Raw genomic sequence first — 12,268 nt, 5'->3', positions numbered from 1 at the left:
GAGAGCGGACTTGTGCGCGAGAGCGGACTTGTGCGCGAGAGCGGACTTGTGCGCGAGAGCGGACTTGTGCGCGAGAGCGGACTTGTACGCGAGAGCGGACTTTCGCGCGAGAGCGGACTTGTGCGTGAGAGCCGACTTGTGCGCGAGAGCGAACTTCCGCGGGTCGGCCCTCCGTCGTCGTCCTCGCGGCGTCCCGGAAGCCGGGCCCACCGTGTCGGTCACGCCGGTTAGGCTGCCCCCGTGCTGATGCTCCCCGCCTCGATCCCGAGCCCCGCCGTTGCCGAGTGGTGGCTCGGCCCGCTGCCGATCCGTGCCTACGCCATCGCGATCGGCCTCGGGATCGTCGCCGGCTGGTGGATCCTCGACCGGCGCTACTCGGCGAAGGGCGGCCCGAAGGACACGGCGGTCGACGTCGCGCTCTGGATGGTCCTCTTCGGGATCATCGGCGCCCGGATCTACCACGTCGTGTCCTCGCCGGACGCCTACTTCGGCGAGAACGGTGATCCCGCCCGGATCATCGAGATCTGGAACGGCGGGCTGGGCATCTGGGGCGCGATCATGGGTGGGGCCCTCGGCGCCTGGATCGCGTTGCGTCGTCGCGGGCTGCGTCTGGCGCCCTTCGCCGACGCCGCCGCCCCGGCGCTCCTGGTCTCCCAGGCCATCGGCCGCCTCGGCAACTACTTCAACCAGGAGCTCTACGGAGCGCCCACCACCCTCCCGTGGGGTCTCGAGATCGACGCCGCGCACCGCGTCTCCGGCTACACCGACCCCGCGCTCCTCTTCCACCCCACCTTCCTGTACGAGATGGTGTGGAACCTCGCGATGGTCGGAGTCCTGCTCTGGGCCGAGCGTCGCTTCCGCCTGCGCCACGGCCGGGTGATGTGGCTCTACGTCATGCTCTACACCGCCGGACGCGTCTGGATCGAGTACCTCCGGATCGACACGGCCGAGACCGTCCTCGGCCTGCGGCTCAACGTGTGGACCTCGATCCTCGTCTTCCTCGTCGCCTTCGCCTTCTACATCCGCATCGGGCGGCGCACCCGCGGGCAGGACGAGGAGATCTGGCTGCCGGGCCACGGTCCGGAGACCGCGGACGACGACACCGCTGTCGACGCCACCGTCGTCGACAGCGACGAGACGGCCACCGCGCAGGAGGACGGCGCGTCCGCCCAGGTCGAGCCCACGGACGACGACGCCTCCTCGGCGCGCGGCGAGCGCTAGGCGGACGCGGTCGCGGTGAAGGTGCTGCCCACCTTCTTCCCGATGGCCAGATGACCGCCGAGCGCCCCTCCGGCCGACGCGGCGAGCGCGCCGAGACCGCCGAGAACCACACCGCTGCGGTGCCGGCCGGAGCGGCGAGCGAGCCAGGACCCGGCGAACAGGACCGCGGCCGCGCCGTTGGCGCCGGCGTGGACCACGCCCGCGCGGCGTGACCCGGGGTCCTTGACCTGGCCCCACTCGGCCCAGCCGCTCAGTGCCGTCGGTACCGCCGCCATGAGGCCGAGTGCGATGAGCCGCTGCGACGCGCGGCGCCCGCCGGGGACGGGCAGCAGGTCGAGCACGGTCGCGCTCGTCCAGAACCCGATGGGCAGGTCGGTCATCATCGGGTGGAGCGCGTGGCCCAACGGCTTGCCGAGGAGCAGGTCGCGCCCGGGCACGGAGGCGAGGACCTGCACCGGTCCGCTGAGTGCCTGGACGGCGGCGTCGAGGCGCTCGTCCTGCTCGATGGCCTCGGCGACGCGCGCGCCCGGGGACCCCGAGCCCGGCGCCGTCATCGGTCCGCTCCCTGAGCCGACGTCCGGTAGGGCAGGAGTGCGATGACCAGGCCGATGACCACCGCGGCCAGGTGCAGCCAGTTGTCCGCCCAGTTGATGTTGAGGAAGTTCGCCTCCTCGTTGTCGACGACGAACACTCCGTACAGGAGCGTGGCGCCGTACCCGATGACGAGCAGCCACCCGAACGTCCTCGATCCGCTCGGGGTGCGCCACAGCAGGATGCCGAGCAGGCCGATGAGGATGTGCACGACGTTGTGGAGCGGGTTGACCGCGAAGACGACCAGCGTCTGGGTGTGGTCGTGCTCCACCCAGCCCTCGAAGCCCGTGACGCCGAAGCCGGCGATGCCGACGACGACGAACAGGACCCCGAGGACGAGCGCGAGCCGCTGGTGGGCACCGCGCCGTTGGACGGTCGGACGGATGGTCGTCATGGCGTCCTCCGGGTACGGGTCTGGTGTCGCCATCATGGTGGCGTGCGTCACACGCCGCATCCGGTGCCCCGGGATGCCGACCCGCGGCGACCCGGTGAGAATCGGCCGATGACCAAGGAACTGACAGGAGAAGCGGAGCAGCTGGCCTCGGTCGTCGGGGAACGGGCGGGTGATCGCGGGGTCACCGTCGCCACCGCGGAGTCGCTCACGAGCGGCCAGATCGCTGTCCACCTCGGCGCGGCACCCGGGGCCGGCAGCTGGTTCTCGGGGGGTGCGGTGACGTACACGGTCGAGGCCAAGCAGAAGGCGCTCGGCGTGCCGGAGGGGCCGGTCATCAGCGAGCAGTGCGCCCGCGCGATGGCGGAGGGTGCCGCCCGGGTGCTCGGCGCGGACTGCGCGGTGGCCGTCACGGGCGTCGGCGGCCCCGACCGGCAGGAGGACCAGCCGGTCGGCACCGTCTTCATCGCCATTCACACCCCCGCGGGGACGACCTGCGAGGAGCACCACTTCGACGGGGAGCCGGCGGAGATCCTCGACCGGACGACGCTGCGCGCGCTGGAGCTCCTCGCGGCGGGACTCGAGGACGCCGGGCACGCCTGACCCCCACGTCCGCTCGGAAGTCGCTGTCGTGCGGAAGTCGGCTCTCGTGCGGAAGTCGGCTGTCGTGCGGAAGTCGGCTGTCGCGGGGGTGTGTGGTCGGGGGAGTGTGGGGCCGGGCGCGGCTGCGCCCCGCCCGTGCGTGGACGGGTGCGTCCGACACCTGTCGAGTGCCGGTAGCATGACCTGCGATCTGCCCATCCTTTAAGGCCCGTCCAGTGAGGCGGGGAAGGAGACTGCCAGATGTCCCCCAGCACAGCCGTGCCCGTCCTCGGGCCGCAGGAGATCTCCCGGGCGCTGACCCGGATCTCCCACGAGATCCTCGAACGGACCGAGCCGGACGAGTCGCTCGTCATCCTCGGGATCCCCACGCGCGGGGCACCGCTCGCCCAGCGCCTCCACGAGCGGGTGCTCGCCGCCGGCGGCAGCGCCGGTCTCGGCACGCTCGACGTGACGATGTACCGCGACGACCTGCGCTCCCAGCCCACGCGCACCCTCCTGCGCACCGAGCTGCCCCCGGGCGGGGTCGACGGCGCGACGGTCGTCCTCGTCGACGACGTCCTGTACTCCGGGCGCACCATCCGCGCCGCGCTCGACGCGCTCGGTGACCTCGGCCGCCCGGCGCGCGTCCAGCTCGCCGTGCTCGTCGACCGCGGGCACCGCGAGCTGCCCATCCGCGCGGACTACGTCGGCAAGAACCTGCCGACCTCGCGCCACGAGCGCGTCCAGGTGACCCTCGCGGACGTCGACGGCGAGGACGCCGTCACCATCGTCAAGCCCGAGGAGGGGGAGACCCGATGAGGCACCTGCTCTCCGCCGCCGACCTGGACCGCGACGCGGCCGTCGCCCTGCTCGACACCGCCGCGGAGATGGCCGCGACCCAGTCCCGCGAGATCCGCAAGCTGCCCACGCTGCGCGGGCGCACGGTCGTCAACCTCTTCTTCGAGGACTCCACGCGCACCCGGATCTCCTTCGAGGCGGCCGCCAAGCGGCTGTCGGCCGACGTCATCAACTTCGCCGCGAAGGGCTCGAGCGTCTCCAAGGGGGAGTCGCTCAAGGACACCGCCCAGACGCTGCAGGCGATGGGCGCGGACCTGGTCGTCGTGCGGCACAGCGCCTCGGGCGCCCCGCACCGCCTCGCGCACTCCGGCTGGATCGACGTCCCGGTCGTCAACGCCGGCGACGGCACCCACCAGCACCCCACGCAGGCGCTCCTCGACGCCTACACGATCCGCCGGCACCTCGCGGCCGAGGGTGGGGAGTCCCGGGGCCGTGACCTGCGCGGGCTCAAGGTCGTCGTCGTCGGCGACGTCCTCCACTCGCGGGTCGCGCGCTCGAACGTCGACCTGCTGACGACGCTCGGCGCGCGGGTCACGCTCGTCGCCCCGCCCACGCTCGTGCCGGTCGGTGCCGAGACGTGGCCCGCCGAGATCCGCTACGACCTCGACGACGCGATCGCCGGTGCCCCCGACGCGGTGATGATGCTCCGCGTCCAGCGCGAGCGGATGTCCAGCGCCGGGGGCGGGTTCTTCCCCTCCCCGCAGGAGTACCACCGTCGCTACGGCCTCACCGGGGCGCGCCTCGCCGCCCTGCCCGACCACGCCATCGTCATGCACCCCGGCCCGATGAACCGCGGCCTGGAGATCTCCGCCGAGGCCGCCGACAGCCCGCGCTCGACCATCGTCGAGCAGGTCGCCAACGGCGTCTCGGTGCGCATGGCCGTGCTCTACCACCTTCTCGCCGGCGCCCCGGCGACCACGACGACAGGAGCGTCCCTGTGACCAGCTACCTCATCCGGGGGGCCGCGCCGCTCGGCGGCGAGCCCACCGACCTCCTCCTCACCGACGGCGTCATCGCCGCGACCGGCGCCGACGCCGCCGCCGGGGCCGACAGCGACACCCAGGTGGTCGACGCCGAGGGCCTGGTCGCCCTGCCGGGCCTCGTCGACCTCCACACCCACCTGCGCGAGCCGGGCCGCGAGGACGCCGAGACCGTGTGGTCGGGCACCCGCGCCGCGGCGGTCGGCGGCTTCACCGCCGTCCACGCGATGGCCAACACCTACCCGGTGGCCGACACCGCCGGTGTCGTCGAGCAGGTGTGGCGCCTGGGCCGCGAGGCCGGATGGGTGGACGTCCTGCCGGTCGGCGCCGTCACCGTGGGTCTGGCGGGGGAGCAGCTCGCCGAGCTCGGCGCCATGGCCACCTCGAAGGCCCGCGTGCGGGTCTTCTCCGACGACGGCAAGTGCGTGTGGGACCCCGTCCTCATGCGCCGCGCGCTGGAGTACGTCAAGGCGTTCGACGGCGTCGTCGCCCAGCACGCCCAGGAGCCGCGGCTCACCGAGGGCGCGCAGATGAACGAGGGCGTCGTGTCCGCCGAGCTCGGCCTCACCGGCTGGCCGGCGGTCGCCGAGGAGTCGATCATCGCCCGCGACGTGCTCCTCGCCGAGCACGTGGGCTCGCGCGTGCACATCTGCCACCTCTCGACGGCGGGGTCGGTGGAGATCGTCCGCTGGGCCAAGTCACGCGGCATCGACGTCACCGCCGAGGTCACCCCGCACCACCTGCTCCTCACCGACGACCTCGCCCGCAGCTACGACCCGGTGTTCAAGGTCAACCCGCCGCTGCGCACCGAGGAGGACGTCCTCGCCCTGCGCGCCGCGCTGGCCGACGGGACGATCGACATCGTCGCCACCGACCACGCCCCCCACCCGGTGGAGGACAAGGACTGCGAGTGGGCCGACGCCGCCTTCGGCATGACCGGCCTGGAGACCGCGCTGCCGGTCGTCATCGAGACGATGGTCGAGCCCGGCCTGCTCGACTGGGCCGGCGTCGCGCGCGTCCTGTCGACCGCGCCCGCCCGCATCGGGCGGGTCGAGGGTCACGGGCGCCCGATCGCCGTCGGTGAGCCCGCCAACCTCACCCTCGTCGACCCGGCGGCGCGCGTCACCGTCGACGGCGCCCACCAGGCGACCACCAGCCGCAACACCCCGTTCCAGGGCCGTACCCTTCCAGGGCGCGTCGTGGCCACGTTCCTCCGCGGGCGTCCAACGGTCCTCGACGCCCAGCCCGTCGCCGAGCACACAGGAGGATCTCGTTGAGGTACCAGCGTGAGGACGCCCTGCTCGTCCTCGAGGACGGGTTCGTCCTCGCCGGCCAGGCCTACGCCGCCGAAGGACGCACGGTGGGGGAGATCGTCTTCGCCACCGCGATGACGGGCTACCAGGAGACGGTCACCGACCCGTCCTACCACCGCCAGATCATCACGATGACCGCGCCGCACATCGGCAACACGGGCGTCAACGCCGAGGACGCCGAGTCGGCCCGCGTGTGGGTCGCCGGGCTCGTCGTGCGCGAGCCCGCCCGGCGCGCGTCGAACTGGCGCTCCACCCACGAGTTCGAGGACGAGCTGCGCGAGCAGGGCGTCGTCGGGATCTGCCACGTCGACACCCGGGCGCTCACCCGCCACCTGCGCGACCGCGGCGTCATGCGCGCCGGGATCTTCTCCGGCTCGGCGCTGCCCGCCGGGGCGATGACCCTCGGCCGTCCCGGGCTCGACGTGCTCGTCGACCTCGTGCGCCAGGCGCCGCAGATGTCCGGCGCCGCCCTCGCCGGGGAGGTCTCCACGCCGGAGGCCTACGTCGTCGAGCCGACCGGTGAGTTCGCCGGCAAGGAGCCGGTGGCCGAGATCGTCGCCGTCGACCTCGGGATCAAGGCGCGCACGCCTGCCCAGCTCGCCGAGCGCGGCGCCCGCGTCCACGTCGTCCCGCAGCGCACGACGCTCGCCGAGATCGTCGCCCTCCACCCCGACGGCGTCTTCTTCTCCAACGGGCCCGGGGACCCGGGCACCGCGGACCACGAGGTCGACGTCCTGCGCGGCGTCCTGTCGGCCGGCCTGCCGTTCTTCGGGATCTGCTTCGGCAACCAGCTGCTCGGCCGGGCCCTGGGCTACGGCACCTACAAGCTCGACTACGGGCACCGCGGCGTCAACCAGCCGGTCCTCGACCGCGCCACCGGCAAGGTCGAGATCACCGCGCACAACCACGGCTTCGCGGTCGACGCCCCGGTCGGGGAGGTGACCCTCGCGCCGTACGACGACGGGCGGTTCGGCCGCGTCGAGGTCTCCCACATCAGCCTCAACGACGGTGTCGTCGAGGGCCTGCGCGCCCTGGACATCCCCGCCTTCTCCGTCCAGTACCACCCCGAGGCGGCCGCCGGCCCGCACGACGCCGCCCACCTGTTCGACCGCTTCCTCGAGCTCGTCGCCGCCCATCGCGCGGCGCGCTCCCAGACGACCGGAGAGGACGCCTGATGCCGCGTCGTACCGACCTGCGTTCCGTCCTCGTCATCGGCTCCGGGCCGATCGTCATCGGGCAGGCCGCCGAGTTCGACTACTCCGGCACCCAGGCCTGCCGGGTGCTGCGCGAGGAGGGCCTGCGCGTCATCCTCGTCAACTCCAACCCCGCGACGATCATGACCGACCCGGAGATCGCCGACGCGACCTACGTCGAGCCGATCACCCCCGAGGTCGTCGCGACGATCATCGCCAAGGAGCGCCCCGACGCGCTCCTGCCCACCCTCGGCGGGCAGACCGCGCTCAACACCGCGATCGCGCTCGACGAGGCCGGGGTGCTCGCCGAGTACGGCGTCGAGCTCATCGGAGCCTCGGTGGCCTCCATCCACGCCGCGGAGGACCGCCAGGCGTTCAAGGAGATCGTCGAGCGGTGCGGCGCGGAGTCGGCGCGCTCGGTCATCGCGCACACGATGGAGGAGTGCCACGCGGCCGCCGAGCAGCTCGGCTACCCGCTCGTCGTGCGCCCGTCCTTCACCATGGGCGGCCTGGGCTCCGGCCTGGCCTACGACGCCGGGGACCTCGAGCGGATCGCCGGCGCCGGCCTGCACTACTCACCGACCACCGAGGTGCTCCTCGAGGAGTCGATCCTCGGCTGGAAGGAGTTCGAGCTCGAGCTCATCCGCGACAAGGCCGACAACGTCATCGTCGTGTGCTCGATCGAGAACGTCGACCCCGTCGGCGTCCACACCGGTGACTCGGTGACCGTCGCACCCGCGATGACCCTCACCGACCGCGAGTTCCAGAAGATGCGCGACATCGGCATCGCGGTCATCCGCGAGGTCGGCGTCGACACCGGGGGCTGCAACGTCCAGTTCGCCGTCGAGCCGGACACCGGCCGCACGATCGTCATCGAGATGAACCCGCGCGTCTCGCGCTCCTCGGCCCTCGCCTCCAAGGCCACCGGCTTCCCGATCGCGAAGATCGCCGCCCGCCTGGCGATCGGCTACACGCTCGAGGAGATCCCCAACGACATCACCCGGGCGACCCCGGCGTCCTTCGAGCCCGCGCTCGACTACGTCGTCGTCAAGGTGCCGCGGTTCGCGTTCGAGAAGTTCCCCGCCGCCGACCCCGTTCTCACGACGACGATGAAGTCGGTGGGCGAGGCGATGGCGCTGGGCCGCAACTACGCCGAGGCGCTGCAGAAGGCGATGCGGTCCCTCGACACCAAGGACAGCGTCTTCCACTGGCAGGGAGAGGCGCCCGACGCCGAGCGGACCGCCGCGCTCCTGGAGTCGGTGCGCACCCCGACCGCGGGCCGGCTGGTCGACATCCAGCAGGCCGTCCGCGGCGGCGCGACCGTCGAGGAGCTGTTCGCCGCGACGTCCATCGACCCGTGGTTCCTCGACCAGATCGTCCTCATCGAGGAGATCGCCGACGAGGTGCGCCAGGCCCCGGCGCTCACCCCTGAGGTGCTCGCCCTCGCCAAGCGTCACGGCTTCTCCGACGTGCAGATCGGCCAGCTGCGCGGGCTGTCGGACGACACCGTGCGCGAGGTGCGCTACGCCTACGGGCTGCGCCCCGTCTACAAGACGGTCGACACGTGCGCCGCCGAGTTCGCCGCCCAGACTCCGTACCACTACTCCTCCTACGACGAGGAGACCGAGGTCGAGCCGCGCGAGCGGCCGGCGGTCATCATCCTCGGCTCGGGCCCCAACCGCATCGGCCAGGGCATCGAGTTCGACTACTCCTGCGTCCACGCGACGATGGCGCTGGCCGAGCAGTTCGAGACCGTCATGGTCAACTGCAACCCGGAGACCGTGTCCACCGACTACGACATCTCCGACCGGCTCTACTTCGAGCCGCTCACCTTCGAGGACGTCCTCGAGGTCTACCACGCCGAGCTCGCCGTCGGGCCGGTCGCCGGCGTCGTCGTCCAGCTCGGTGGGCAGACGCCGCTGAGCCTGGCCCAGCGCCTTGCCGACGCCGGCGTGCCGATCCTCGGCACCCCGCCCGAGGCGATCGACGCCGCGGAGGACCGTGGCCGCTTCGGCGCCGTCCTCGACCGTGCGGGCCTGCCCGCCCCGGCGTACGGCACGGCGACCACCCTGGAGCAGGCGTTGGAGATCGCCGAGCGGATCGGCTACCCCGTCCTCGTGCGGCCCTCCTACGTCCTCGGCGGGCGCGGGATGGAGATCGTCTACGGCGTCGAGCAGCTGCGCGACTACGCCGCGCGGACCGCCATCGGCGACGGCAGCGGTCCCCTTCTCATCGACCGGTTCCTCGACGACGCGACCGAGATCGACGTCGACGCGATCTACGACGGCTCCGAGCTCTTCCTCGGCGGCATCATGGAGCACATCGAGGAGGCCGGCATCCACTCCGGGGACTCCGCGTGCGTCCTGCCGCCGGTGACGATCTCCGAGCGGGAGATCGTGCGGATCGCCGAGTCCACCCGGGCGATCGCCGCGGGTGTCGGGGTGCGCGGCCTCATCAACATCCAGTTCGCGCTCGTCTCCGACGTCCTCTACGTCATCGAGGCCAACCCGCGCGCCTCGCGCACGGTGCCCTTCGTCGCCAAGGCGACCGGCGTGCCGCTGGCCAAGGCCGCCTCGCTCGTCATGGCGGGGGCGACAATCGCCGAGCTGCGCGAGCGGGGGATCCTGCCCGAGCACGACGCGACCCGGCTGGACCTCGACGCGCCGATCGCAGTCAAGGAGGCGGTCCTGCCCTTCAAGCGCTTCGCCACCCGGGAGGGCTCGGTGGTCGACACCGTCCTCGGGCCGGAGATGCGCTCGACCGGTGAGGTCATGGGCTACGACGTCGACTTCCCGCGGGCCTTCGCCAAGTCCCAGGCGGCCGCCTACGGCGGGCTGCCGACCTCGGGCCGGGTGTTCGTCTCGGTCGCCGACCGCGACAAGCGGGCGCTGGCGATCCCGGTCGCCCGGCTGCAGAGCCTCGGCTTCGAGATCCTCGCCACCTCCGGCACCGCGGCAGTCCTGCGCCGCAACGGCATCGCCGCCGAGGTCGTGCGCAAGGCCTCGGCCGGGCGCGGCCCGAACGGGGAGCCGACCGTCGTCGACCTCATCGAGACCGGCCAGGTCGACATGGTCGTCAACACCCCCTCCGGCCAGGGCGCCCGCGCCGACGGCTACGAGATCCGCACCGCGACGACGGCGGCCGACAAGCCGATCATCACGACGATGCAGGAGCTCTCCGCCGCGGTCCAGGCGATCGAGGCCGCCGGACTCGGCCCGATGACCGTGACCTCCCTCCAGGAGCACGACGCCGCCCGGGCGGCCCGGGGCGTCCGGTGACGCCCTTCGGCACGCGGCTCGCGGCCGCGATGGACGAGCACGGCCCGCTGTGCGTCGGCATCGACCCGCACCCCGGGCTGCTCGCCGCGTGGGGGCTGGGCGACGACGCCGCCGGGCTGCGTGAGTTCGCGCTGCGCGTCGTCGAGGCGCTCGGCGGCCGGGTGGCGGCGCTCAAGCCGCAGTCCGCGCTGTTCGAGCGGCACGGCTCGGCGGGCGTCGCCGCGCTCGAGGAGGTGCTCGGGGGGTGCCGGGGGACGGGCACGCTCAGCGTCCTGGACGTCAAGCGCGGCGACATCGGCTCGACGATGGCCGGCTACGCCCAGGCCTACCTCGCCGACGGCGCGCCGCTGGCCGCCGACGCCGTCACCCTCTCCCCGTACCTCGGGCTCGGCTCGCTCGCTCCTGCCGTCGAGCTCGCCCACGCGACCGGCCGCGGGGTGTTCGTCCTCGCTCTCACCTCCAACCCGGAGGGCGCGGGCGTCCAGCACGCCGTCGGCCCGGACGGGCGGTCGGTCGCGGCCGGCGTCGTCGACGGCGTCGGCGCGCTCAACGCCGCCGGGCCGGCGGCTCAGGGCCTCGGGTCGGTCGGCCTCGTCGTCGGCGCGACGGTCGGCCCGGCGGTCCGCGAGCTCGGCATCGACCTCGCGGCCTCCCGCGCCCCGCTGCTCGCGCCCGGCTTCGGTGCCCAGGGCGCCGGCCGCGCCGAGGTCACCGAGGTGTTCGCCGGCGCCGAGCGCGCCGTCCTCGCGAGCACCTCGCGAGCGGTCCTCGCGGCCGGGCCGGACGGGCTCCTCCGGGCCGTCGAGGACGCCACGGCCGAGGTCCGCGCCGCCCTCGGTCGGTGACCATCCGCTCAACGACCCCGCAGGTCCTGGCACACTGAGGCTGACGGTCGGTACCTTTCCCCCAAGGACCGTCCCTCCCAGCCCCCTCCGTCCCCCTCCGAGGTGATCCCCGTGGCCCTCCCGTCACTGACTCCCGAGCAGCGCGCCGCCGCCCTGGCCAAGGCCGCTGCCGCCCGAAACCGCCGAGCCGAGGTGAAGAACCGGCTGAAGTACTCCCAGACCTCCCTCTCCCAGGTGGTCAAGGACGCCGGCGACGACGAGGCGCTCGGCAAGATGCGCGTCGTCGAGCTCCTCGAGTCCCTCCCCGGCGTGGGGAAGGTCAAGAGCCGCACGATCATGGCCGAGATCGGCATCTCCGAGTCCCGGCGCGTGCGTGGCCTCGGCCACAACCAGGTCACCGCCCTCGTCGAGCGTTTCGGGTGACCGTGGCGGCCCACTCCCCAGCTGCCGAGTCACGCCTCACCGTCCTCGCCGGCCCCACCGCCGTCGGCAAGGGCACCGTCTCCGCCGACATCCGCCGCCGCTACCCGCAGGTGTGGCTCTCGGTCTCCGCGACCACCCGGGCACCGCGCCCGGGAGAGGTCGACGGCGTCCACTACCACTTCGTCTCGGACGCCGAGTTCGACCGCATGGTCGCCGAGGACGAGCTCCTCGAGTGGGCCGTCGTGCACGGCCGCAACCGCTACGGCACGCCGCGCGGACCTGTCGAGGCCCAGCTGAGCAGCGGACAGCCCGCGCTGCTCGAGATCGACCTCCAGGGCGCGCGCCAGGTCCGCCGGACCATGCCGCACGCCCACTTCGTGTTCCTCGCGCCGCCGTCGTTCGAGGAGCTCGAGCGCCGGCTGCTCGGCCGGGGCACCGAGGGTCCGGAGGAGCGCGAGCGTCGGCTGCGCACCGCCCGGGAGGAGCTCGCCGCGGCGGGGGAGTTCGACGACGTCGTCGTCAACGACGTCGTGACACGCGCCACGGACGAGCTCGTCTCCCTCATGGGCCTGCCGACCGAGTAGACTTGACCG

General features: G+C 73.1%; 12 protein-coding genes. 10 read left to right on the top strand and 2 right to left on the bottom strand.

The annotated features are described in order from the left end of the window. Positions 1-246 precede the first annotated feature (246 nt). Positions 247-1,221 carry a prolipoprotein diacylglyceryl transferase gene (gene lgt / locus FHE66_RS04415; protein WP_139071821.1) on the top strand — a complete coding sequence of 325 codons (975 nt, stop codon included), beginning with the start codon at positions 247-249 and terminating at the stop codon, positions 1,219-1,221. Here the strand turns inward: lgt and FHE66_RS04410 are convergent. Further along, positions 1,218-1,775: a DUF2231 domain-containing protein gene (locus tag FHE66_RS04410; RefSeq protein WP_139071769.1), complete on the bottom strand. Its 558-nt coding sequence runs from the start codon at positions 1,773-1,775 to the stop codon at positions 1,218-1,220. The two genes, lgt and FHE66_RS04410, sit on opposite strands and share 4 nt — an antisense overlap. Further along, positions 1,772-2,206 (bottom strand): DUF4383 domain-containing protein, encoded by a 435-nt coding sequence (locus FHE66_RS04405; RefSeq protein WP_139071768.1) that lies wholly within the window; start codon positions 2,204-2,206, stop codon positions 1,772-1,774. The genes FHE66_RS04410 and FHE66_RS04405 overlap by 4 nt, the downstream gene beginning before the upstream one ends. Before the next feature lie 108 nt (positions 2,207-2,314). Here FHE66_RS04405 and FHE66_RS04400 point away from each other — a divergent pair, with 108 nt between their 5' ends. The 9 genes from FHE66_RS04400 (at position 2,315) to gmk (ending at position 12,259) form a co-directional block, all read left to right on the top strand. Then, on the top strand, positions 2,315-2,806 hold the full coding sequence (locus tag FHE66_RS04400; protein WP_139071767.1) for a CinA family protein: 492 nt from the start codon (positions 2,315-2,317) through the stop codon (positions 2,804-2,806). 240 nt (positions 2,807-3,046) lie between these two features. Further along, positions 3,047-3,604, top strand: coding sequence for a bifunctional pyr operon transcriptional regulator/uracil phosphoribosyltransferase PyrR (gene pyrR, locus FHE66_RS04395; protein WP_139071766.1), 558 nt, complete (start codon positions 3,047-3,049; stop codon positions 3,602-3,604). Beyond that, the gene (locus FHE66_RS04390) at positions 3,601-4,584 is read left to right on the top strand and encodes an aspartate carbamoyltransferase catalytic subunit (RefSeq protein WP_139071765.1); all 984 of its coding nucleotides are present in this window, start codon (positions 3,601-3,603) and stop codon (positions 4,582-4,584) included. The genes pyrR and FHE66_RS04390 overlap by 4 nt, the downstream gene beginning before the upstream one ends. Beyond that, positions 4,581-5,900: a dihydroorotase gene (locus tag FHE66_RS04385; protein ID WP_139071764.1), complete on the top strand. Its 1,320-nt coding sequence runs from the start codon at positions 4,581-4,583 to the stop codon at positions 5,898-5,900. The genes FHE66_RS04390 and FHE66_RS04385 overlap by 4 nt, the downstream gene beginning before the upstream one ends. Further along, the gene (carA, locus tag FHE66_RS04380) at positions 5,897-7,111 is read left to right on the top strand and encodes a glutamine-hydrolyzing carbamoyl-phosphate synthase small subunit (protein ID WP_230976578.1); all 1,215 of its coding nucleotides are present in this window, start codon (positions 5,897-5,899) and stop codon (positions 7,109-7,111) included. Before FHE66_RS04385 ends, carA begins: the two co-directional genes overlap by 4 nt. Then, positions 7,111-10,407, top strand: coding sequence for a carbamoyl-phosphate synthase large subunit (carB, locus tag FHE66_RS04375; RefSeq protein WP_139071762.1), 3,297 nt, complete (start codon positions 7,111-7,113; stop codon positions 10,405-10,407). Before carA ends, carB begins: the two co-directional genes overlap by 1 nt. Continuing rightward, complete coding sequence (gene pyrF, locus FHE66_RS04370; RefSeq protein WP_218013608.1) at positions 10,404-11,252, top strand: orotidine-5'-phosphate decarboxylase; 849 nt, start codon at positions 10,404-10,406, stop codon at positions 11,250-11,252. Before carB ends, pyrF begins: the two co-directional genes overlap by 4 nt. A 111-nt stretch (positions 11,253-11,363) precedes the next feature. Further along, complete coding sequence (gene mihF / locus FHE66_RS04365) at positions 11,364-11,675, top strand: integration host factor, actinobacterial type (RefSeq protein WP_139071761.1); 312 nt, start codon at positions 11,364-11,366, stop codon at positions 11,673-11,675. A 2-nt stretch (positions 11,676-11,677) separates the two neighbouring features. Beyond that, entirely contained in the window at positions 11,678-12,259 is a 582-nt protein-coding gene (gene gmk, locus FHE66_RS04360) for a guanylate kinase (RefSeq protein WP_139071819.1), read from the top strand. Positions 12,260-12,268: the final 9 nt, after the last annotated feature.

Origin of the sequence: Georgenia sp. 311 (assembly GCF_006151955.1) — a bacterium.
Taxonomy (GTDB): domain Bacteria; phylum Actinomycetota; class Actinomycetes; order Actinomycetales; family Actinomycetaceae; genus Oceanitalea; species Oceanitalea wutianyii.
Note: the sequence above shows the minus strand (reverse complement) of the source record. Positions and strands in the feature narration are given on the sequence as shown.